General features: G+C 74.7%; 24 protein-coding genes. 7 read left to right on the top strand and 17 right to left on the bottom strand.

Features of this window, described 5'->3' with window-relative positions; all coding sequences use genetic code 11:
* Window positions 1-40: 40 nt before the first annotated feature.
* Window positions 41-850 carry a M15 family metallopeptidase gene (locus GXP71_RS12450; protein WP_238402396.1) on the bottom strand — a complete coding sequence of 270 codons (810 nt, stop codon included), beginning with the start codon at window positions 848-850 and terminating at the stop codon, window positions 41-43.
* A 341-nt stretch (window positions 851-1191) separates the two neighbouring features.
* Window positions 1192-1473, bottom strand: coding sequence for a hypothetical protein (locus GXP71_RS12455; RefSeq protein ID WP_162352898.1), 282 nt, complete (start codon window positions 1471-1473; stop codon window positions 1192-1194).
* Between the two features lie 127 nt (window positions 1474-1600).
* Here GXP71_RS12455 and GXP71_RS12460 point away from each other — a divergent pair, with 127 nt between their 5' ends.
* Window positions 1601-2386 (top strand): aldo/keto reductase, encoded by a 786-nt coding sequence (locus GXP71_RS12460; RefSeq protein ID WP_162352899.1) that lies wholly within the window; start codon window positions 1601-1603, stop codon window positions 2384-2386.
* Between the two features lie 2 nt (window positions 2387-2388).
* Entirely contained in the window at window positions 2389-2859 is a 471-nt protein-coding gene (locus GXP71_RS12465) for an NUDIX domain-containing protein (RefSeq protein ID WP_162352900.1), read from the top strand.
* An 82-nt stretch (window positions 2860-2941) separates the two neighbouring features.
* On the opposite strand, the gene GXP71_RS12470 is transcribed toward GXP71_RS12465, so the two are convergent.
* Window positions 2942-3220: a hypothetical protein gene (locus GXP71_RS12470; protein ID WP_162352901.1), complete on the bottom strand. Its 279-nt coding sequence runs from the start codon at window positions 3218-3220 to the stop codon at window positions 2942-2944.
* A 113-nt stretch (window positions 3221-3333) separates the two neighbouring features.
* On the bottom strand, window positions 3334-5391 hold the full coding sequence (locus tag GXP71_RS12475) for a hypothetical protein (protein ID WP_202924247.1): 2058 nt from the start codon (window positions 5389-5391) through the stop codon (window positions 3334-3336).
* Window positions 5392-5604: 213 nt separating this feature from the next.
* Between GXP71_RS12475 and GXP71_RS20510 the strand changes: the two genes are divergently transcribed.
* The 4 genes from GXP71_RS20510 to GXP71_RS12495 all read left to right on the top strand — a co-directional run bounded on the left by GXP71_RS20510 (window position 5605) and on the right by GXP71_RS12495 (window position 7995).
* Window positions 5605-6393 carry a CAP domain-containing protein gene (locus GXP71_RS20510; protein ID WP_162352902.1) on the top strand — a complete coding sequence of 263 codons (789 nt, stop codon included), beginning with the start codon at window positions 5605-5607 and terminating at the stop codon, window positions 6391-6393.
* A gap of 90 nt (window positions 6394-6483) precedes the next feature.
* A complete protein-coding gene (locus GXP71_RS12485; protein WP_162352903.1) occupies window positions 6484-6831 on the top strand; it encodes a YciI family protein in 348 nt (115 codons plus the stop codon).
* A 207-nt stretch (window positions 6832-7038) separates the two neighbouring features.
* Window positions 7039-7605 (top strand): isochorismatase family protein, encoded by a 567-nt coding sequence (locus GXP71_RS12490; protein WP_162352904.1) that lies wholly within the window; start codon window positions 7039-7041, stop codon window positions 7603-7605.
* 141 nt (window positions 7606-7746) lie between these two features.
* Window positions 7747-7995, top strand: coding sequence for a hypothetical protein (locus GXP71_RS12495; protein ID WP_162352905.1), 249 nt, complete (start codon window positions 7747-7749; stop codon window positions 7993-7995).
* Window positions 7996-8166: 171 nt separating this feature from the next.
* On the opposite strand, the gene GXP71_RS12500 is transcribed toward GXP71_RS12495, so the two are convergent.
* From GXP71_RS12500 to GXP71_RS12535, 8 genes are all read right to left on the bottom strand, one after another.
* A complete protein-coding gene (locus GXP71_RS12500; protein WP_162352906.1) occupies window positions 8167-8475 on the bottom strand; it encodes a PGPGW domain-containing protein in 309 nt (102 codons plus the stop codon).
* A 70-nt stretch (window positions 8476-8545) separates the two neighbouring features.
* The gene (locus GXP71_RS12505) at window positions 8546-8959 is read right to left on the bottom strand and encodes a CBS domain-containing protein (RefSeq protein WP_162352907.1); all 414 of its coding nucleotides are present in this window, start codon (window positions 8957-8959) and stop codon (window positions 8546-8548) included.
* A 262-nt stretch (window positions 8960-9221) separates the two neighbouring features.
* The gene (ligD, locus tag GXP71_RS12510; RefSeq protein ID WP_162352908.1) at window positions 9222-10721 is read right to left on the bottom strand and encodes a non-homologous end-joining DNA ligase; all 1500 of its coding nucleotides are present in this window, start codon (window positions 10719-10721) and stop codon (window positions 9222-9224) included.
* 105 nt (window positions 10722-10826) lie between these two features.
* On the bottom strand, window positions 10827-11576 hold the full coding sequence (locus tag GXP71_RS12515) for a DUF3592 domain-containing protein (RefSeq protein WP_162352909.1): 750 nt from the start codon (window positions 11574-11576) through the stop codon (window positions 10827-10829).
* 200 nt (window positions 11577-11776) lie between these two features.
* Window positions 11777-13681, bottom strand: a complete 1905-nt coding sequence (locus tag GXP71_RS12520) for a glycoside hydrolase family 127 protein (RefSeq protein ID WP_162352910.1) — start codon at window positions 13679-13681, stop codon at window positions 11777-11779.
* Window positions 13678-14502, bottom strand: coding sequence for a carbohydrate ABC transporter permease (locus tag GXP71_RS12525; protein ID WP_162352911.1), 825 nt, complete (start codon window positions 14500-14502; stop codon window positions 13678-13680). Before GXP71_RS12525 ends, GXP71_RS12520 begins: the two co-directional genes overlap by 4 nt.
* A gap of 13 nt (window positions 14503-14515) precedes the next feature.
* Window positions 14516-15373, bottom strand: a complete 858-nt coding sequence (locus GXP71_RS12530; RefSeq protein WP_238402397.1) for a carbohydrate ABC transporter permease — start codon at window positions 15371-15373, stop codon at window positions 14516-14518.
* 206 nt (window positions 15374-15579) lie between these two features.
* Complete coding sequence (locus GXP71_RS12535) at window positions 15580-16902, bottom strand: ABC transporter substrate-binding protein (protein ID WP_162352912.1); 1323 nt, start codon at window positions 16900-16902, stop codon at window positions 15580-15582.
* Between the two features lie 208 nt (window positions 16903-17110).
* Here GXP71_RS12535 and GXP71_RS12540 point away from each other — a divergent pair, with 208 nt between their 5' ends.
* A complete protein-coding gene (locus GXP71_RS12540; protein ID WP_162354337.1) occupies window positions 17111-18136 on the top strand; it encodes a LacI family DNA-binding transcriptional regulator in 1026 nt (341 codons plus the stop codon).
* A 22-nt stretch (window positions 18137-18158) separates the two neighbouring features.
* On the opposite strand, the gene GXP71_RS12545 is transcribed toward GXP71_RS12540, so the two are convergent.
* From GXP71_RS12545 to GXP71_RS12565, 5 genes are read right to left on the bottom strand one after another with little or no spacing between them, the layout of a single operon-like run.
* Window positions 18159-19124: a sensor histidine kinase KdpD gene (locus GXP71_RS12545; RefSeq protein ID WP_162352913.1), complete on the bottom strand. Its 966-nt coding sequence runs from the start codon at window positions 19122-19124 to the stop codon at window positions 18159-18161.
* On the bottom strand, window positions 19121-19858 hold the full coding sequence (locus GXP71_RS12550; RefSeq protein WP_238402398.1) for a response regulator transcription factor: 738 nt from the start codon (window positions 19856-19858) through the stop codon (window positions 19121-19123). Before GXP71_RS12550 ends, GXP71_RS12545 begins: the two co-directional genes overlap by 4 nt.
* Complete coding sequence (locus GXP71_RS12555) at window positions 19855-20139, bottom strand: DUF4190 domain-containing protein (protein ID WP_162352914.1); 285 nt, start codon at window positions 20137-20139, stop codon at window positions 19855-19857. Before GXP71_RS12555 ends, GXP71_RS12550 begins: the two co-directional genes overlap by 4 nt.
* Window positions 20136-20702 carry a DUF3060 domain-containing protein gene (locus GXP71_RS12560; protein ID WP_162352915.1) on the bottom strand — a complete coding sequence of 189 codons (567 nt, stop codon included), beginning with the start codon at window positions 20700-20702 and terminating at the stop codon, window positions 20136-20138. Before GXP71_RS12560 ends, GXP71_RS12555 begins: the two co-directional genes overlap by 4 nt.
* Window positions 20699-21880, bottom strand: a complete 1182-nt coding sequence (locus GXP71_RS12565) for an OmpA family protein (protein ID WP_162352916.1) — start codon at window positions 21878-21880, stop codon at window positions 20699-20701. Before GXP71_RS12565 ends, GXP71_RS12560 begins: the two co-directional genes overlap by 4 nt.
* Window positions 21881-21978: the final 98 nt, after the last annotated feature.

Genomic DNA, 21978 nt, shown 5'->3' on the forward strand with positions numbered 1-21978 from the left:
CCGCGTCCGCGCGCGGTCGGTCGGTCGGGCGACGGCGGGATCAGCGGCCCGAGACGGAGAAGTGCTGGTAGTCGACCGGCGAGGACCAGTCGCCGCCCCACTGCCAGCCCGCCGCCGCGAACGCCCGGACCACGGCGTCGTCCGCCAGGATCACGCCCGGCGCCGGGGTCCGGGACGCGAAGGCGCGGCCCGCGGGCGGCGCGACGTGCCGGCCGACCACGTAGGGGTTCTCGACGGGGTTCACGTCGATCGCCCTGCCGTAGGCGTGCTCCGACCACGCGGTGCCGCCCGTGATCGCGCGGCAGTTGAAGGCCGACGTGTTGTCGGCCGCCATCGACGCGTCGTCGTCGCCCCCGAAGTCGTCGACCAGGCGCATCGACCGGACCGGGTAGCCCGCGTCGAACAGCGCGCGGAACACCTCGACGATCCCGTCGGCGACGTCGGCGTGCACGACGAGCTCGCCCTGGAGGACCTGTCCCTCGAACCCGTGGTGCGTGACGGTGACGTACCGCAGGTCCTCGAGAGGCACCGGGCAGCCCGGTCGCCACGACGCGGACATGCGGGCGACGACGTCGGCCGTGAGCGCGCTCACCGTGCCGACGTACGCGGAGGTGGGGGTAGGGGTGGCGGTGGCGGTGGGGGTGGGGGTGGGGGTCGGCGTCGGCGTCGGGACGACGGGGTCGGGCGCCGCCACCTTCGCCGCCGCGTCGGGCCGGACCGTGACCGTCGCGGCCGTGACGGGGTCGCGCACCACGGATCCGCACCCGGCGAGCCCGACCGCGAGCACGCCGGCGCACGCGAGCGCCGCGAGGCGGCGCGCGCCGGACGACCGGTCACCCGCGGTCCGCACGTCGCCAGTGTCGCGGCCGGGCACCCGGTCGCGCACCTGGAGACCGGGACCGCTGCACGCCGACGGGACGACCCGGACGGGAGAGACGGACGCGAGCCCTCGCGCGAGCGCCGAAGGGGCCGAGCGCCGAGGGCCGAGGGCCGAGGGCCGAGGGTGCAGGGTCGAGGGTCGAGGGCCGAGGGCCGAGGGCCGAGGGCCGAGGGCCGAGGGTCGAGGGCCGAGGGCCGAGGGCCGCAGGGTGCCGGGCGAGGGACGGCGAGGGACGAGGGACGCAGGGCCCCACGTGCGAGGAGCCGGTGACGCGGGGTGAGGGGATGAGGGCCGAAGCGACCGACCGTCGCCTACACGCGACCGCGCCGGTCGACCGTGACGCCGACGGACACCGTGCTGCCCGCCCACAGCCGCACGTCGCGGCAGTCCTCGGCGCAGTGCATGCCGCACGCGGGGCAGACCCACAGCGTGTGGTGCCGCTCGATCGTGCAGCCGCACGTGACGAACCGCTCCGAGGGTCGGCCCGGACCCGTCGTCGTCCAGCGGTGACCGGCGGGGCACGCCGCCGGCGGCACCCGCACCCAGCCGCGTGGCGTTCGCAGCCACTTCGACCAGTCGACCTCCCGCACCATCGAACAAGTGTACGAACGCGCGGACCGCTCGGGCGACCGCCCAGCGGGTGACGAGCTCGCGCCGCACCGCCTGCGGGCGACGACGCACGCCGGGCAGCGACGGGGACCGCGGGTGAGGATGGGACGCATGACACTTCCCCCTACGACCCCCACGCTGACCATCCCCGGCGGAGAGATCCCGGTGCTCGGTCTCGGCACCTGGCAGGCGGAGGGCGGCGACGCGGAGCGCGCGGTGACGGCCGCGCTGCAGCTCGGCTACCGCCACGTCGACACCGCGACGGGCTACGGCAACGAGGCGGAGGTCGGCCGCGCGCTGGCCACGATCGACATCGACCGCGACGACGTGTTCGTCACGACGAAGCTGCCGCCGGACCACGTCGGTCGCGAGCGCCAGACGCTGATGGAGTCGCTGGCGGCGCTCGGCACCGACCACCTGGACCTGTGGCTCGTGCACTGGCCGCCGAACAAGCAGGCGACGCCCAGCACGTGGCGCGAGCTCGTCGCGGCCCGTGACGAGGGCCTGGTGCGGTCCATCGGCGTCTCCAACTACTCGATCGCGCAGATCGACGAGCTCATCGACGCGACCGGCGTCGCGCCCGCGGTCAACCAGATCCCGTACAGCCCGGTCGACCACGACCCGGCCCTGCTGGCGGCGCACCGTGAGCGCGGCGTGGTCGTCGAGGGCTACAGCCCGCTCAAGCGCACCGACCTGGACGCCGCGGCCATCGCGGACGCGGCCCGGGCGCACGGCGTGACGCCCGCGCAGGTCGTGCTGCGCTGGCACGTCCAGCACGACGTGGTCGTCATCCCGAAGTCGACGAAGCAGCACCGCCTCGAGGAGAACCTGGGCGCGCTCGGGTTCGAGCTCTCGGCGGACGAGGTCGCGGCGATCGACGCCCTCGGCAAGGGCTGAGCGTGGCGGCCCGCGTGAGCGCCGGGCTGCTGCTGTACCGGCGGACCGGCGACGGCGTCGAGGTGCTGCTCGCGCACATGGGCGGCCCGTTCTGGGAGCGCCGTGAGCGCGCCTGGACGATCCCGAAGGGCGAGCCGGAGCCCGACGAGGACGACCTGCTCGCGGTCGCGGTGCGGGAGTTCACCGAGGAGCTCGGCGTCGCTCCCCCGCCGGCGTCGACCCCCGACCTGCCGCTGGGCACCGTGCGGCAGAGCGGTGGGAAGGTCGTGCACGCGTGGGCCCGGGAGGGCTCGGTCGACGAGACGACGGTCCGCAGCAACACGGTCGAGGTCGAGTGGCCGCCGCGCTCGGGCCGCACGGTGACCGTCCCGGAGGTGGACCGGGCGGCGTGGTTCACGCCCGACGACGCGCGGCTCGCGGTCGTCGCGGCGCAGGCCGAGCTCGTGGAGCGGCTGGCGCAGGCGCTGACCTGAGCAGGACCGTGCGTCCGTCGCGGCGCGCGACGTCGACCACGGGCGGGCCGGTGCCCTGGGGCTAACCCGGCGCGCCGGCCCGTCAGGGGTTGTGCTCGACCTCGGCGTGCGGGGTCACGCCCGGGGGCGTCGGCCCGGGCACGGTCTCGTCGAGGATGACCTCGAGCCGCTTGGCGCTGGTCGAGAGCGCGTACCCCGCGAGCGCGAGCCCCATGGCGGCCGCGACGACCAGGGCCTTGAGCACGAGACCGGGGACGAGGACGGCGCCGTAGGCGGCCGGGACGACGAGCAGCAGCGTCACGTGCGCGCCCGTCCACATGCCGTCGCGGCGCTGCTCGAGCTCGTGGCGCATCGAGGCCATCGTCACCTCCGTGGTCGGGGGTCGCCCGCCGTTGGACGACCCCGCCGACCGAACACTACGACCCGAGGGGCGGGGTGCGTGAGGACGATGGTCCCCGCGCACCCCGCGTGCCGTCAGCGGCGGACGACGACCGTGAGGGGTGCGGTCGCCGTGGTGCCCGCGGCGTTCGACAGCTCGGCGGTGAACACGTACGTCCCGGGCGCCAGTCCGCTGACCCGCGTGGTCGCGTGCTGCGCCTGCGGCGTGGCCGGGGTCAGCGTCTGGCGGTCGACCTCGACACCGTCCTGGTAGAGGACGTACCGCTCGGCGTTCGTGCCCCACCACAGGTGCGCGGTGATCGTCAGGTCGCCGTCCCCGTCCCGGTCGTCGTGCTTCAGGACGGCCTTCGCGGGTGCCGCGTCGCGGACGCGGACCGTCAGCGGTGCCGACGTCGACGAGCCCCACGGGTTGAGGACCTCGACCACGTACGTGCGGTCGCCGTCGGTCCGGCCGGTGACGTCGAACGCGACCTGCTGCCTGCCCGGCGTCCTGCCCTCGAGCCAGGCCGCGTCGACGAGCACGCCGTCCTCGTACAGCTTGGCGACCGTGCCGTTGCTGCCCCAGAAGAGCGTCGCCGTGACGGTGTAGTCGCCGTCGTGCAGCCCGGTGTCCCAGCCGTTGTCGTGCGACAGCCGGAACCGGTCGGGCGCACGGTCGGCGACGGGCGACCCGGACCGCAGCACGCCCGCACCGGCCTGTGCGCGGACGGTGGCCGCGACCTGCTCGGCCGGCTGCGCGGTGTACGGGTAGACCGCGGCGGGGTCCCAGCGGACGGCGTCGGACAGCGGCGTCGTGGCCGTCGCGTTGTACGCGGCGAGCACGTCGAACGGCGCGCCGTTCACGAGCGACCCGGCGACCTTCGCCTCGGTGCCGCCCCAGCCCGCCAGGATCTTCGCGGGGTCGGACGTCGGCAGCAGCTCGAAGACGTTCTGCTCCGCGACGATGCTGCTCTCCCGGCCCGCGCCGAGGTAGTACTGGAACCCGACACCGTCGGGGTAGAGCGCGGGCTTCGTCTGCTCGTAGAGCTCGTTGTAGACGTGGACGTCGCCGTACCGGACGCGGGGTGCGCGCTGGCCGATGTCGGTCCAGCGGTTGTGGTGGTAGGTGATGCGGTGCTGGCCGCGGTCCTGCGTCCGGGAGTCGGACGAGCCGACGAGCGACGTCTTGTCGTGCTCGGTCAGCGCGTTGTACGACACCGTGACGAGGTCGGAGCCGTGCGTGATGTCGACCAGGCCGTCGTGCACCTCGAACGGCCGCCCGTAGACGGTGTCGAGCGTGGCCGGCGGGTGGTCGCCGTCGTCGAACGTGTTGTGGTCGATCCACACGCTCGTCGAGGTCCACACCGAGAGGTTGTCGTAGGCGGAGTTCCAGTTGCCGCCCGAGTCGTTCGCGTCCCACTGCGGGAAGCAGTCGTACGCGTCGGACAGCGTGAGGTTGCGGACGATCACGTTGCTCGCGTCGCGGATGCGCAGGGACCCGCCGACGATCCGGGCGTCGTCGCCGACGCCCACGAGCGTCACGTTCGAGCCGACGTGCTGGAGCGTCTGGGCGGCCTGCAGCGCGGCGGCCGCGGTGCGCGCGGTCTCGAGCGGGCCGCTCGGGTCGACACCGGGGCCGAAGGCCGCGACGTAGTCGCTCATCGCGAACGGCTCGCCGGTCCCCTCGACCGCGACCCGCCGCTCGAGGTCCGCGCACGTGGTGCGCGTGCCGTCCGGGCGCTCCCACGCGTCGATCGTGCCGCGCACGTAGACGATCCGCGGGACCGTGTTGCGGCGCGCGTCGGTCTGGGACCCGCCGCGCTTGCCGGCGAGCGCGTCGCGCAGCTCCTGCCAGGTGTCGACGACGTACACATCGGCGGGCGCTGCGGCCACGCCGCCGGTGACGGGGGCCGCGGTGCGCGCGACCCCGTCGGGGCGGGTGACGCCGGACCAGGAGGCCCAGCCGTCGCCGGGCGGCAGGACCTCGCGACCGAGGTCGACGGCTGGCGAGGGCGGTGGCGTCGACGGCTTCTGCGCGGCGCGAGCGGTCGCGGGCAGGGCCGTCGCGGCGCCCGTGACGCCGAGCGCCGCGACGAGTGCGAGGGTGGCGGCCGCGCGGGCGCGGCGCCGCGGGACGGGGGCGGTGGTGCGCATGAGACTCCTTCGTCCCGGGACGCGGGGGCGGGTCACGGCCTGCGCGGACATCCCGCCAGAAACCGGTTTCCCTACGAATCGCCCCCAACGTCCCACACGGGCCCGGAAAGCGCAATCCCCTCGGATGGCCGCACGGCGCGACACGCCGACGCGAACCGGACCGGTGTCCAGTCCGGGATGACGGAAATGTCACGGTCCGATAACGTGCCGGGCGTGACGTTCCCGGAGCAGGCCCCTCGACGACGCGACCTGCGCCGACGCGACCGGGGCCGCCCACGGCGCCGGCGCCGGGTCGTCGTCGAGCTGCTGGTCGTCGCCACCGGCCTCGCCGCCGCAGCGGTCGCCGCCCCGCTCGTCCTCGCCCCCGACCCCGCCGACGGCCTCGCGGCCGCCCCGGGAGCCGGCCTCGAGCAGCGCCTCTGGGACGCCGTCAGCCGCAGCGGCGGGCGCGCGGAGCTCAGCGACGCCTCCGCCACCCCCACCGCGCCCACCCCCGCCACCGCCTCCGCGACGCCGACGCAGACGCCCGCGCCGACCGCGACCGACGCCCCGGCCGCACCCCCCGCCGCCGGCACGCCCCCGCCCTCCGGCGGCAGCTCCCCCGCGCCGGCTCCGTCGTCCGCCCCTGCGGCGGCCCCCGCACCCCGGCCGGTCGACGCCGAGATCGTCGCGCTCGGCAACGACGCCCGCCGTGCGCAGGGCGCCGGCGACCTCACCGTCTCCGCGTGCGCCCAGCAGCAGGCGCTCGCGCGCGCCACGCTCCTCGTCGCCGAGGGCCGCTTCGAGCACGATCCGCTCGAGCCCATCCTCGCGGCCTGCGGCGGCCGGACCGTCGGGGAGAACCTCGCGCTGGGCTACCCGACCGCCAAGGCCACTGTCGACGCGTGGCTCGCGTCGCCGGGGCACCGCGCCAACCTCCTCTCGAAGGACTTCACGAGCATCGGCGTGGCGTGCGTCGACAGCGCACGCGGCCTGCTGTGCGCGCAGGTGTTCCTGGGCTGACGCGCGTCGCCTGTCGAACCAGGCCGGCCTCGCGCGTCATGGGCACGACGGGCACGCTCGGGCCCGTCGACGGGAACAGGAGGACGGACGATGTCGCAGACCTGGGTCGTGCTGCTGCACGGCGACGAGAAGGCGTGGGAGAGCGCCGACGAGGCCACCCGCGCCGCCGCGTACGCGGACCACGACGCGTTCAGCGCCGCGTGCGCCGAGCGCGGCCACACCATCGTCGGCGGGCACGAGCTCGCGTCGTCGAGCCGCGCGGTCGTGGTGCGGAACGACGCCGAGGGCCACACCGTCACCGACGGCCCGTACGCCGAGGCCGTCGAGCAGCTCGGCGGCTACTACGCGGTCGAGACCGACGACGTCCAGGACCTGGCCCGCCTGGTCGTGCAGGTCCTGTCGCCGGGCGAGGCCGCCGAGATCCGGCCCGTCGCCTGACGCGCACCGCCCGGGCGACCGCGGCCCGACGGCGGCAGCACCCGTCGCCGTCGTCGGCGGCAGCACCAGTCGCCGGACGGCGGCAGCACCCGTCGCCGGACGGCGGCGTCCGACGCGTGGGACACGTACCGGGACGAACCGGGACCCGGCCGACCTGCGGGTGCGTCGATTTCCCCGCCGTGCCCCCGGTCGTGGAGAATCGGCACCATGTATGGGAGCGCTACCACGCCACGCACGGCGGTGCTCGTCGTCGACCTCCAGGTCGGCGTCGTCGGGGACTGCGTCGACGTCGACGGCGTGCTCGCCCGCACCGTCGCCCTCGTCGACCGGGCACGCGCCGAGGGCGTCCCCGTCGTCTGGGTCCAGGACGAGCAGGACTTCCCCCGCGGCAGTGCCGGCTGGGAGCTGCACCCGGCGCTGGTGCCGGTCCCCGGCGAGGCGCGCGTCCACAAGGCGTACCGCGACGCGTTCGCCGGCACCGACCTGCAGTCCGTGCTGGCCCGCACCGGGACGACCCACCTCGTCCTCACGGGCGCCCAGTCCGACTACTGCGTGCGGACCCTGGGGCAGTCCGCGGCGAACGCCGGGTACGACGTCACGCTCGTCTCCGACTGCCACACGACGACCGGCGCGCACCTCGCGGGCGTCTGGGTGGGCGGCGAGCAGATCGTCGCGCACGTCAACGCCTACTTCGCGGGCCTCCGCTACCCCGGGCAGCGGTTCGCCGCCGTCCCGCACGACCAGGTCGTGCTCAGCGCGTCCGTCGTCGCCTGACCCGTGCGCCGCTCTTCACCCGCGGGCCGCGTCCGCACCGACGCGCCACCGGCTCCTTCCTCGCGGGTGGTCGCGCCCACCGCGTGGCGTCCCGGTGATGTCGGTGGGCGGCGCGACGATGGTGGGCAGGAGGAGCCGACCATGACGGACACGGACGTGCAGCGCACCGACGCCGACGAGCGCCTGGTCGCCGAGCTCGCGGGGGCCAGCTGGTTCCAGGTCGCCGCGGTCACCGCACGCGCGCACCACGAGATCGAGCGGTGCCCGGCCGGTGCCGAGCGGCGCGACGCGCAGGAGCGCTACGAGGTGCTGCGGCGACTGCTCGACGCGCGCACCGACGACCTCGCCTCGCACCCCGTCTTCGGCGGGACGCACCGCACGGGCCGCTGACCGTCGCGGGCGCACCTCACGGGGGGTCTACCGTCGGCGGGACGCACCGCACGGCCCGCTGACCGTCGGCGGGACGCGACGCACGGCCGCTCACGAGGCGGGAAGCCGCGGTCAGCGGCGGGAAGCCGCGGTCAGCGGCGGGAAACCGCGGTCAGCGGCGGGAAGCCGCGGTCAGCGGCGACGCTGCAGCGCGTCGCGCCCCTTGTCGACGCCGGCCTTCGCGGCCGCCTTGCTGCGCTCGAGGACGCGCCGGGCCCACACGAACTCCGTGGCGAGGATGGCCAGGCCCGCGAGGATCGCGAGGATCCCCGGTCCGGGCAGGACGAGCATCGCGACACCCGCGAGCAGGACGACACCGCCCACGGACGTCACGGCGACCACCCGCACGGGCTTCGGCAGGCTGCGGATGGCCTCGGTGATGCGGCCCAGCCGCTCGGACCACGTCGGGCGGGCGGGGCGGGGCGGCGCCTCGTTCGTCATCGCGCCACGGTAAGCGACGGGTCGGCGCGCGTGCACCACCGTCCGTGCGACGCGCGCCGCGGCCGCCGGGTCACGACGACGCGGGTGCCTGCGAGATTGCGCCGAGGACCGGACCGGCGTTGTGGCGGACGGCCAGGTCGCCGAGGGACAGGACGCCGACGACCTCGCCCTCGCGGACCACGGGCAGCCGGCGCACGGCGTGCGTGGCCATGAGCCGCGCGGCCCCGACGAGGTCGTCGTCGGGGCCCACGACCACGGGCGAGCCGGTCGCGACCTGCCCGACGGGGTCGTTCGACCCCCCGCCGACGGCGAGGACGCGCACGACGAGGTCACGGTCGGTGACGATGCCGACCAGGCGGCCCTGCTCGACGACGACGAGGTCGCCGACGTCGTGCTCGCGCATGAGCTCGGCGGCCTCGCGGACGGTCGCGGTGGTCTCGACGGTGATCGGGGACGGGGACAGGACGTCCGCGACGGTGGCCATGGGGGGGTCTCCTCGGTGACGCGCGTCGCCGTCGACGCGGTCCGGGCGGGCGCCGCTCCGCACCCGCGGTCGCGGCGCTGGGCCGCGTGACCACATCGTCGCCCCGCGCCACGTCGCGCGCACCCGCGCGCGCCCGCGCGCGCCTGCTGCCCGCGCGCCGGTCGGCACGAGGCCTCGGACGTCCCTCCGGCTCGACGGCTCGGGCGCCCCGTCGGCACGGCTCGGGCGGACCGTCGGCACGGAGCTCGGGCGGGAGTGCTCGTCAGGTGCTCTCGACGACGACGTCGGCCGGGAACTTGTCGGGGCGCAACCCACGCCAGGACGGGTGCCGCAGGCGGCCGTCGGACGTCCACTCGGTGAAGGCGACCTCGCCGACGAGCTCGGGCCGGACCCAGTGGACGTCGCGGGTGTCGGCGGCAGGCAGCCGGACCGTGAACGGCGACGACGGCGTCTCGCGCGGGGTGAGCCGGCGCAGCAGGTCGTCGAGGGTGCGGCGCGTGAAGCCGGTGCCGACGGACCCCGCGGGCCGCAGCACGCCGTCGTCGTCGGGCACGCCGAGCACGAGCGACCCGAGCGTCTCGGCCCGCGCGCCCTTGCCGGGCTTCCAGCCGACGAGCACGACCTCCTGCATGCGGACGTGCTTGACCTTGACCCAGTCCGGCGAGCGGCGGCCCGGCCGGTACGGAGAGCGCCGCTTCTTCGCGAGCACGCCCTCCAGGCCGTTCTCGCGGCTCGCTGCCAGGACGGCCGAGCCCGGGCCGTCGAACGACGGTGGCGTCTGCCACGAGCGACCCGCGAGGCCGAGCCCGTCGAGCAGCGCACGGCGCTCGTCGTAGGGCAGGTCGAGCGTGTCGCGGCCGTCGAGGTGCAGGACGTCGAAGACGAGGTAGACGACGGGCACGGTCTGGGCGAGCCGGCGGGCGACCGCGGGGTCCGCGACGTGCATCCGCTGCTGGAGGCGCCCGAAGTCGGGGGCGCCGCGCGCGTCGAAGGTGACGAGCTCGCCGTCGAGGACCGCCTGAGTCGACCCCAGCTGCTCGCCGAGCCCGGCGATCTCGGGGTACGACCGCGTGACGTCCAAGTCGTTGCGCGACATCAGCCTGACACGACCGCCGTCGACGTACGCGACGGCCCGCACGCCGTCCCACTTCATCTCGTACGCCCACGCGTCGTCGTCGGGCGGCAGCTCGCCCGCGACGGCCGCCATCGGACGGACCAGGTCGGGCAGCGGCGTCCAGTCGGGGCGCGTCGGCGGGTCCATGCGGTGCACCATCCAGCTGCGCTCGTCGTCGCCCCGCCCGCCGCCGTCGCCGGAGCCGCCGGAGCGCCCGCGACCCCGCGTGCGGAACAGCACGTACCGTCCCTGCACGCGCTCGCCGTGCAGCACGACCTGCACCTCGCGGTCCGACCACTTCACGGTCTCGTACGTGCCGCGGTCCCAGACCGCCATGTGCCCGCCGCCGTACTCGCCCGCGGGGATGTCGCCCTCGAACGTCGCGTACTCCATCGGGTGGTCCTCGGTGTGGACCGCGAGGTGGTTGGTCCCCGGCTCCTGCGGCAGACCCTTCGGCACGGCCCACGACACCAGCACACCGTCGCGCTCGAGGCGCAGGTCCCAGTGCAGCGCGCGGGCGTGGTGCTCCTGGATCACGAACGTGCACCCCTCCCCGTCGGGCAGCGGCGCGTCGGGCGGTGGGACGGGCTCCCGGGTGCGCGCCGGGTCCCGCTTCGCGCGGTACTCGTCGAGCGGGCGTCGGGGCACGTCACGAGTCTGCCGCCGCCGTCGCCGCACGGCACGGGCAGGTGGCGGAGCCGCTCGACGACGTCGACGGGCACGCCGCCGCCCGGGACCGGGGGGCGAGGGCCGCTACAGGCGGGTGAGCGCCAGGATGTCGGCGACCAGCCGCGTCTCTCGGCAGTCCGGTGCGTCCTCCTGGACCGCCACCCACCACGACGCCAGACCGGCCTCGACGACGTCACCGCTCGTCGGCTCGGGCCGCCGCTGGTGCTCGTTCACGAACGCGACGTACTCCCCCGCGCGGCGGGCGCGCTCGGCGGCGTGGACCCGTGGGTCGCCGTACCGCGCGACGCGGTACCTCTGGGCCACGACCTGGCCCCCGAGACTCGCCCACCCCACGACGACGAGCCCCGAGGGCAGGACGAGCAGCAGGACGGCAGGCAGGAACCACCACCTCGTCCACCCGGCCAGCCGCCCGGCGGTCATGGCCCGCTCCGGATCGTGCGGGTCGTGCACCACGGTCACCTGGTCGCCCACGAGGCTGCACGGGCATCCCGAGCCGTCGACGGTCGTGAGGCCGTCCAGGTAGGTGACGTCCAGGCGGTAGTTCAGGCCACCGCGACCACCGGTCACCGTGACGGCCGTGACGACCCCGGTCGTCGCGACCCCGTCCGCGCGCAGGTCGCGCGCGAGGGCGTCCTCGCGGACGAGGAACGCGATCATCAGCGCCGCGACTCCCACGAACGCCGCGGTCGCGAGCAGACCGACGGGGACCGCGAGCGCCTTCTTCACCGTCGCCCACCGTCCACCGGGAGCGGGCGAGGCCAGCACGGAGCGCGGACGGAACCCGGGTGCCCCGCTCGTGGTCGCAGACGTCATCCGGGCGGCTCCTGGTCGGCGCGGGGCGTGCCGACCTTCGCGCCCGCACGCCGCTCCCCGGGTATATCGGCGTGACCGCGCGCCGCCATGAGCGCGCCGGCGGCGCCTCGCGCTCGTCGCACCGGCCGGCCGCGTGCGCATGCCGCACCGGAGATGCCCCGCCGCCCCGGCGTCGGCACGGCGGGGCGGTCGGGGGCCGGTCAGGTCGTCGGGATCCAGACCCGCATGGTGCTCGGGCCGCGGTTGGCCCAGGAGTGGTACGGGACGAGCCGCAGGTCGACGCCGTCGGCGTCGCGCTCGCGCGGCTCCGGGGCGTACGGCCAGTCGGCGTCGTCGTGCGCGACGGCCCGCCCGCGACCGCGCGCACCGGCACCGTCGGCGACCAGCGGTGCCGAGGGGTCCAGGCGGATCGCGTCGACGTGCAGCCCGCCGGGCAGGTCGGTCGACTCGGCGCACAGGACCAGCGGGCCGCGCTCGACCGCGACGCAGCCGCGCACGGCGTCGATGCGGTCGTCGGGCGTCGTGACGCGGGGCTGCACCGGGAGCGAGAGGCGCACCTCGTCGCCCACCGCGAACGTGCGGCGGGCCGTCGCGACGCCGCCCTCGACGGGCTCGCCGTCGAGCGTCGCCGCGCCCACCGCCCAGGCCGGCACGCGCAACGACAGGGTCACCTCGCCGGGCGGTCCCTGCGTCACGCGGACCACGACGTCGCCCTCGTGCGGGTAGCCGGTCTCGACCTCGAGGCCGATCGCGCGGCCGTCGCCGAGCGTCGTCGCGATGCGCGCCGGCGCGTACTGGTGCAGCTGCACGCCGTCGTCGGACACGGTCGCGAGGTACGCGCCGAGCGACGCGAACGTGCGGGCCACGTTGGTCGGGCAGCACGACACCTCGAACCACGGCGCACGCAGCCGCGACAGGGCCCGCGCGCTGACCTCGTCGGGGTCCGCCGCCGAGCCGGGGACCCGCTTGTGCAGCGGGTTCGTGTAGAAGAACGCCTGCCCGTCCTCCGCGGGCGACGTCGCCACGACGTTGAACAGCGTCCGCTCGACCACGTCGCCCCAGTGCGCGTCACCCGTCGCGAGCAGCAGCCGCCACGCGACCATGACCGACGCGACGCCCGCGCACGTCTCGCAGTACGCGCGGTCCGGCGGCAGCTCGTGGTCGTCGCCGAACGCCTCGTCCTGGTGGTGCGAGCCCATGCCGCCCGTGAGGTACGTCCGGCGCGCGAGCGTGCGCTCGTACTGGTCGCGCACGACGTCGAGCAGCGTCTCGTCGCCCGTCTCGACCGCGACGTCGACCGCGCCCGCCGCCAGGTAGAGCGCACGCACCGCGTGGCCGCGCAGCACCGTGGCGTCCCGGACGGGCACGTCGTCCTGGTAGTACTCACGGCCGTACTCGATGTCCGGCAGCGTGCCGTGGCCGCGGCGCTCGACGAAGAGCGCGGCCTGGTCCAGGTAGCGCCGCTCCCCCGTCGCGCGGGCGAGCTCGACGAGCGCGACCTCGATCTCCGGGTGGCCGCACACGCCGTCGCGGCCGTCAGGCCCGAACTCGGCGCACACGTGGTCGGCGGCGCGGCGGGCGATCGCGACGAGCTCGTCGTCGTGCCCCGTGCGCAGCCGCGCGACCGCGGCCTGGATCAGGTGGCCGTAGCAGTAGAGCTCGTGGCCCCACGCGAGGTCGGAGTAGCGCGGCTCCTGGCCGGGCCGCCCGAACTTCGTGTTGAGGTAACCGTCGGGCTCCTGCACGCGGCCGATCAGCGCGGACAGCTCGACGATGCGAGCCTCGAGCGCGGGGTCGCCGGTCCGGCCGACCTCCCACGCCATCGCCTCGATCATCTTGTAGACGTCCGAGTCGGAGAACTCGCGGCCCGTGCGCTGCTGCACGACCGTGCCGTCGAGCGCGTGCCGGAAGTTGTCGATCCAGCCGACGCGCGTCTCCCACGTGTCGCAGTGCCGGATCGACGCCTCGCCGTTGACGCGCTGGCGGTCGGCCCAGAAGCCCCCGGTGATCGCCACCTCGTCGAGGCCGAGCGGTCGCAGGGCCCCCGTCGACGGCAGCACGGGCGCAGGACGGATGGTGGTGGTGTTGTTCACGAGCGAGGTCATCCCTTCAGCGCGCCCGACATGAATCCGTTGACGTAGTGCCGCTGGAGCACGAGGAAGAGGACGATGCACGGGATCGTCAGCACGACGACGCCGGACTGCGTGGCGCCGTAGTCGATGACGCCCATGACCTGCTGGCGCATGTTGACCAGCGCCAGCGGCAGCGGCTGGTTCTCGCCCCCCACGAGGTACAGCGGCACCATGAAGTCGTTCCACGCGGCGAGGAACGCGAACAGCCCGATGGTGATGAGGCCCGGCTTGACCGCCGGGAGCAGCACGCGGCGCAGCGCGCCGAACGAGCCGCAGCCGTCGACGAGGGCCGCCTCCTCCATCTCCTTGGGCACCGACTCGAACGAGATGCGCATCATGAACATCGCGAACGGCAGCTGGAACACGGCGAGCACCAGGCCCACGCCGACGAGCGAGTTGTTGAGGCCGAGGTCCTTGAGCCAGATGACGAGCGGGACCAGCAGCGTCGCGTACGGGACCATGAGGATCGACAGGACGAGCAGGAACAGCGCGTCCTTGCCGGGGAAGGTGAACCGCGCGAACGCGTACCCGCCGAGTGTCGCCGCGACGAGCGTCGTCAGCACCGCGACGAGCGTGATGACGAGCGAGTTGCCCAGGTAGTGGCCGAGGCCCGCCTGGTAGTTGAGCAACGTCTCGTAGTTGCCGAGACCGTAGCCGTTCACCTGCGCCGAGCCGGGCTGCGGCGACACCGACGACACGGCGGTCCAGATCATCGGGTACAGGAACAGGATGGCCAGGCCACCGGTCAGCACCCAGTAGGGCGTGCGTCCGAGCACGCGGGGCAGCGTCTTCATCGTCGGGACTCCCTCACTCGTCCGGCGAGCGCCGCAGCGCCTTGAGCTGGACGACGTTGATGACGACGAGGGCGAGCAGCACGAGCACGGACAGCGCGGCGGCCATGCCGAGGTCGCGCTTGGACTCGAACGCGAGGTTGTAGACGAGCTGGACGACGGTCATGGTGGCGCCGTCCGGTCCGCCCTTCGTCAGGATGTAGAACTGGTCGAACGCGAGCAGCGACCCGGTGACGCACAGGATCGTGGCGAGCGCGAGCGACGGCTTGAGCAGCGGCAGCGTGATCTTGCGGAACACCTGCCACGTGTTGGCGCCGTCCATGCGGGCGGACTCGTAGACCTCCTGGCCGATGCCCTGCAGCCCCACGAGCAGCAGCAGCATGTAGAACCCCGCGAACCGCCAGACGATGAGGATCACCGTCCCCCACAGCGCGCCGTCGGCGGTGCCGAGGACGTTCACCTGGCCGTTGCCGATCCCGAACCGCGCGAGGAAGTCCGACATGGGGCCGACCTGCGGCGAGTACAGCGCGTAGAACAGCAGCGACGCCGACGCGAGGCCGAGGGCCGTGGGCAGCAGGAACGACGTCCGCAGCACGCCGCTCCACCGGCTGCTCTCCTGCACCAGCAGCGCGAGCCCCAGGCCCAGGCCGATGAGCAGCACCGTCGCGATGACCGTGTACTTGAGCGTGAACACGACGGCCGGCCAGAACATCCGGTGGTCGAGGACCTCCGTGTAGTTCTCCGGGAAGTTGGTGCCGTCGTTGCCCGCGAGGAGCGACCAGTCCGACGCGGACATGATCAGGACGAGCACGAGCGGGACGACGAACAGGACCGCGACGAGCACCGCGGTGGGGCTCGCGTAGAGCCAGCCCATCAGGGGCCCGTGCGAGCGGTTGGCTCGCGGGCGGTGGCGGTGCGGGGGTGATGCGGACGGTCCCGCGTCGGGCGGACGGGTGGTGACGGTGGTCATGCGTGGCTCCGGGGTCGCGCCCGTCGTGGCGGGCTCGCGGGTGAGACGTGGTCGGGCGGCAGCGGGCTGACTGCCGAGCGGACGGGGCCGAACCCGCCGCCGCCCTGGTCTCACTGGTCGAGGACCGCCGTGACGGCGTCGTTGTCCTCGTCGACCGTGCCGGTCTTGTCGAAGGTCGCGTTGCGGAACAGCGTGACCCACGGGCTGCCGGACGCGTTGAACGCCTCCGAGAAGTACTCGGCGACGGGCGTGCGGCCGTTCTCGGCGAGCTTGTTCATCGTGAGGGCCAGCGGGTCCTCCTGCGCGTACTGGTTGTCGAGCAGGCTGTTGCGGCCGGGGACCTCGCCGTTCTTCGCGACGACCTCGAGCTGGGTGTCGTCGGACATCATCCAGGCGAGGAAGTTCCAGGCCTGCGCGACGTGCTCGGAGTCCTTGGAGACGCCCATCGCGTCGCCGCCGAGGAACGTCGACTGGCCGCCGTCGATCCCGGGGATGCCGGTGACGCCGACGTCGATGCCGGCCTCCTGAGCCGCGTACACCGCGGTGTTGGGGTACTGCATGACGCCGACCTCGCCGTTCGAGAACGGTGCGGTCCACGTCGCGCCGGTCTCCTCCTTCGAGCCTGCGCCCACGGCGCCCGCGTCGTTCAGCCGCGCGTACGTGTCGTAGACCTCCTGGGCGGTGTCGGACGCGAGCAGCGACTCCTTGCCGTCGTCCGAGAGCACCTCGTCGCCCGACGCCCAGATGGTCGGGAACCACGTGAAGACGAGGCAGCCGCCGCAGTTGCCGCCGTAGTACGTGCCCGAGACGCCCGGCTTGTCGAGCGCCTGGACCGCCTTGGCCTGCTCCTCGAACTCCGCGAACGTGGTCGGGCCCTTCTCCGGGTCGAGGCCGGCCTCGGCGTACAGCGCCTTGTTCCAGACCATCACGGAGATGTCGGTGACGAACGGGACGGTGTGCTTGGCGCCGTCCGCGTCGGTGCCCGCATCGACGTGGCCCTGCGTGATGTCGTCCGCGAAGTCGAGCCCGTCGATGTTCTCCGTCAGGTCCGTGAACAGGCCGTTCGACACCCAGTAGGGCAGGCGGACGACGTCGCCCGCGAGCAGGTCAGGCAGCTCGTCGTTCGTGGCGGCCGCGCCGACCTTCCCCTCCATGTCGTCGTTGGGGATGATCTCCAGCTTCACCTGGTTCTCGTGCGACGCGTTGTACGCCTCGACCAGGGCCTTGGCCTGCCGCTCGAGCGGCGCGCGCGTCCACATGGTGAGGCTGGTGCCGTCGTCGACGCCGTCGGGGCCGACGGACTCGGCCGGGGCGTCGCCGCCCCCGTCGCCGTCACCGCTGCTGCAGGCTGCCAGGCTCGTCAGCGCCAGACCGGCGACGGCCAGCAGGACAGCTCCTCGTGCTGTGCGCGATCGGGACAACCGCTTGCTCATCGTGCTCTCCTCGGACTTCATCGTCGAAGCGAACTGGGGGTGACCTCCGTCGGGCACCCGTGGGCTGAGGGCTTGCCGAAACCCTTTTCGGGAACATAGCGGCCGCCTCCTCGGCACGTCAAGGGCTCCGTTCGACGCGTTCTCCCGGTACGATCCCGAAAGACGACGGCGTCCAGCCCCGTCACTTTCGTTCTCGCAGGGGATGAACATGCAGACGACGCCGGGAAACACGCGGAAGCCGCCGACCCTCGCGGACGTGGCCAAGCTCGCCGGGGTGTCGCTCGCGACGGCCTCCAAGTCGCTCAACGGGCGGCAGCAGGTCAAGGCCGAAACCCGTGAGAGAGTCCTTTCAGCGGCGGAGCAGCTGAACTTCTCCCCCAACGTCCTCGCGCGGCACCTGCTGTCCGGGCGGTCGGGCACGATCGGCCTCGTCACGCACGACCTCGAGGGCCGGTTCTCGATCCCGACGCTCATGGGCGCCGAGGACGCCGCCGGCACGGGCAAGACGTCCGTGCTGCTGTGCGACGCGCGCGGCGATGCCCTGCGCGAGCAGTACCACGTGCAGGCGCTGCTCGGCCGGCGCGTCGACGGGCTCATCGTCGTGGGCGCCCGCCCCGATCCGCGGCCGTCGCTCGGCCAGCTGCCCGTGCCCGTCGTCTACGCGTACGCGCCGTCGCAGGACCTCGCCGACATGTCCGTCGTCACCGACAACGTGCAGGGCGGGCGGCTCGTCGCCGAGCACCTGCTGGCGTGCGGGCGGTCGCGCGTCGCGATCGTCACCGGCGACGCCGGGTACGGGGCCGCGCACGACCGCGTCGACGGGGCGACCGCCGTGCTGTCCGAGGCGGGCGTCGAGGTGCTCGGCGGACCGCTCTACGGCGCGTGGTCCGAGGAGTGGGGCCGCACCGCCGCCGGGCTGATCCTCCACCGGTTCGCCGACGTCGACGCGATCATCAGCGGGTCCGACCAGATCGCGCGCGGCGTGCTCGACGCCCTGCGCGAGGCGGGCCGCCGCGTCCCCGAGGACGTCGCCGTGACCGGCCACGACAACTGGGAGATCCTCGCGCTCAACGCGCGCCCGCAGCTCACGAGCATCGACATGAACCTCGAGGAGCTCGGCCGCCGCGCCGCGGCCCTCCTGTTCGACGCCATCGAGGGCAACCCCCACCACGGCACCGAGGTCATCCCGTCCCGCCTGGTCCCCCGCGGCTCGACAGGCCCCAAGCCGGCCTGACGCGCACCTCGACCCCGCGGCGTCAGCGCGGGCCCGCGGCGGGGACCCGCAGCCGGGCGCTCGTGCCCTGGCCGAGCCTCGACCGGAGCGTCACCTCGCCGCCGTGCCGCTCGGCGATGACACGCACGAGCGCGAGACCGATGCCCGAGCCCGGCAGACCCCGCGCGCCCCGACCGCGGGCCAGCTCGTCGAACACGGTGCCCACCTCGTCGTCCGGGATGCCCGGCCCGGCGTCGGCGACCTCGACCACGACCGTGCCGTCGTCGTCGGTGCCCCGCACCTCGATCCGCGTGCCCGGCGGTGAGAACTTCACGGCGTTCGCGAGCAGGTTGTAGACCGCGACGTACAGCAGGTCGACGTCGCCGCGCACGTGCGGCAGCGGCCACGGCGCGGTCGGCAGGACGACCTGCACGGCGGGCCGCGGCGCCCCGGCCGCCTCCGCCTGGGCGCTCACGTCGTCGACCGCCTCGCGGACCACCTGCGCCAGGTCGACGTCCTCGTCCTCGAGCTCCTGCGTGCCGAGCTCGGCCAGCTTGCGCAGGTCCGCCACGAGCGACGCGAGCCGCGTCGACTGCGACACGAGCGTCGCGCGCGCCCGGGCCCGCTCGTCCGGGCCTGCCGCGTCATCCGTGCCCGTGACCGCGGCGCGGATGGCGGTCACCGGGTTCTTGAGCTCGTGGTCGAGCCGCGCGAGGAAGCGTCCGTGCGCCTCACGCTCGGCGCGCCGGCCCGCGAGCTCGGCCTGCGTCGCCGCGTCGTCGGCGCGGCGGCGACGGTCGCCCCGGACCCGCGCGGCCACCGCCACCGCGGCGGCGGTCGCGCCACCCACCACCAGCACGAGCGGCAGGAGCCGCACGGTCACGCGCAGCGAGGCGCCCGGCAGGGTCAGCGCCGTCACGACGGCGACCGCGAGCGTCACGACGGCGACCGCCCCCGCCACGACGAGAGCACGCCGCGACCCGCCGCGACCGGCGCTGCTCGCGGTCATGCGCGGCCACCGCGGCGGACCTCGCCGCAGAACCGGTAGCCGCCCGCCGGCACCGTCTCGACGAAGCGCGGCTCGGCGGGGTCGTCGGCCAGGACCCGCCGGATCTCGGCCACCCGGTGGTCCACCGCGCGGGTCGTCACCATCGACTCGAAGCCCCACAGCGCCGACAGCAGCCGCTCACGCGTGAGCAGCTCGCTGGGGTGCGTCATGAGGTAGTCCAGGAGCAGCGACGCCTTGGGGGTCAGCGCGACCGGACGACCGTCGAGGGTCGCCCGGCGTGCGGCGCGGTCCACGCGCAGACCGCCGCTGACGAGCACGTCGGACGCGGTGAGCGACGGCACGCCCGGCACCGCACGACGCAGCACGGCGCGCACGCGCGCCAGCAGCTCCAGCGGGTCGAACGGCTTGTTGAGGTAGTCGTCGGCGCCCTCCTCGAGCGCCGCGGAACGCTCGTACGACTCGCCCACCTGCGTCAGCAGCACGACCGGCGTCCAGTCGCCGTCCGCACGCAGGCGGCGCACGAGCGCGCGGCCGTCGAGACGTGGCATGAGGACGTCGCACACCAGGATGTCCGCGGGGGTGCGGGCGTGGGTCGCGAGCGCCGCCTCGCCGTCCGCGGCGGTCGACACGCGGACGCCCGACCGCTCGAGGAACGGCGCGAGGCCGTCGAGGATCGCCTGCTCGTCGTCGACGAGCAGCACGTGCGGCGCCACCGTCCCGCCCGTCCCGGTCACGCCTGCACGCCCCACCACACCGAGCCCGCGACCACGAGCAGCACGACGACGACCAGCGCGAGCGTCGTGTACCCGAGCACCAGCCCGGCGACCGCGAGCCCGGAGCCGCGCTCACCGGTCTGCCGGATCCGGCGCAGCGCGAGGTGCCCGAGCACGACGGGCAGGAGCCCGAACCCGCACAGCGCGAGCACGAGGGACGCGACGGCGAGCCCGCTGGTCCGCGGGACGGGTGGCAGCGACCAGCCGGGCGCGACCGGCCCGGGCGGCAGCGGTGCCGTCATGACGCACCGTCCGAGCCGTCGAGCCCGACCGTTCCGACGGGCCCGTAGACGTTGGCCGCGCCGCGGTCGTCCACGCGGGGGGTGCCGTCCTCCCACGCGACGCGCACGTCGGCCGCGTCGATCTCGACCGACCCGACGTGTGCGACGACGACGCGCACGGCCGCGCCCTGCACGACGAGCCGTTCGACGTCGCCCGCGACGACGGTCGTGTCCGTCCCGGCGACGGTCAGCGTCGCGCAGTCGTCGTCGACCGCGACGGCCGACACCGCGGTGGACAGGACGAGGTCGCCGCCGCCGCACGTGACGTGCTGCGTCGCGGCCGCGAGGAGGCCCGCACGGTCGAGCGTGGTCGCGACGTCGTGCTCCGTCGGCACCGTGTCCTGCGACCCGGTCGGGGTGGTGGGCGGGGTCCGGCCCTCCGGCGCGGACCGGCTGTCTCCGTCGGCGGTCGACGTGGGGGCGTCGGCCCGGACGATCTCCGCCGAGCAACCCGCGAGCGCTCCGCCGAGCACCGCGGCGAGGACCACGGCGGTGCGTACGGACGGCCGGATGCGGCCGGTCACGACGGCACCACGATCTCGACGCGGCGGTTGAGCTGCCGGCCTGCGGGGTTGTCGGCGCCGTCGACCTCGTCGGGCGCGACCGGGCGCGACTCCCCGTACCCGACGGTGTCCAGGGAACCGGTCACGCCGCGCTCGGCGAGCGCCGCCGCGACGGCGTCCGCGCGGCGCTCGGACAGCGCCTGGTTGAAGTCGTCCGAGGACACGGAGTCGGTGTGCCCCTCGACGCCCGCGGCCGGGACGTCGGCGAGCACCGTCGCGACCGCGTCGAGCGTGGGCCGCGCGTCGGCCCGCAGCTCGTGGCTGCCGAAGTCGAACAGGACGGCCGCGTCGAGCACGATGCGCGTGCCGCACGACGGGGCCGGTGCGAGGACGCCCATCGACGGGAACGTCCCGAGCCGCGGCACGGGCGCGAGCTCGGGCACCTGCACGGGCACTCCGTTGACGACGCCCGTGCCGTCGCCGTGGTTGGTGATCGACACCCCCGGCCCCTCGTACGCGCCGGAGCCGTCGCCGTAGTTCTGGATCGTCACGGTGCCGTCGTCGTAGACGCCCGAGCCGTCGCCGTAGTTCGTGATGGTCCGCCCGCCGCGCGACCACGTCCCGGACCCGTCGCCGTACAGCGTGACGCTGGTCGTCCCGTCGTCGTACGTGCCCGAGCCGTCGCCGTAGCTCGTGACGGTCGTGGTGCCGTCCGCGTAGGTCCCGGACCCGTCGCCGTAGACCGTGACCTCGGTGCCGTTCAGGCTGTACGTGCCCGAGCCGTCGCCGTAGTTCGTCACCGTGCCGTCGGGACCGGTGAGCGTCCCGGACCCGTCGCCGTACGCGAGCAGGACGCCGAGGGACGTGCCCTGCGCGTCGCACCGCTGGGGCTCGACGCGCACACCCGCGAGGTCGCCGACGGCGTCGTCGACCTGGATCGCGAACCCGGAGAGGGACGCGTCGAGCATCGACAGGTCGGGCAGCACGAACAGCGGCACGGGCGGGATCTCGCCGACGTCGTACCCCGCCGCAACGGCGAGCGTCGGGCTCGGCGACGCGGTCCGGGGCGGGCGCGGGTCACGGGTCGCGGGGTCGGACGCGCCGGGTGTCCCGGGGGCCGCGCACGCCGTGAGCGTCACGGCGACGAGGGCGCAGAACGCGCCTGACGTGCGACGACGGGTGGTTCGCAGGGGGTGCATACGGACAAAGTACGTGGACCCGACAGGCACGCCGGTCGCGCGTGCGTCGCAACGGTGTCGCAGTCCTGCGACAGGCCCAGCGGGTTCACCCGGACGGG

This window comes from Cellulomonas sp. H30R-01, assembly GCF_010119915.1.
Lineage (GTDB): Bacteria > Actinomycetota > Actinomycetes > Actinomycetales > Cellulomonadaceae > Cellulomonas > Cellulomonas algicola.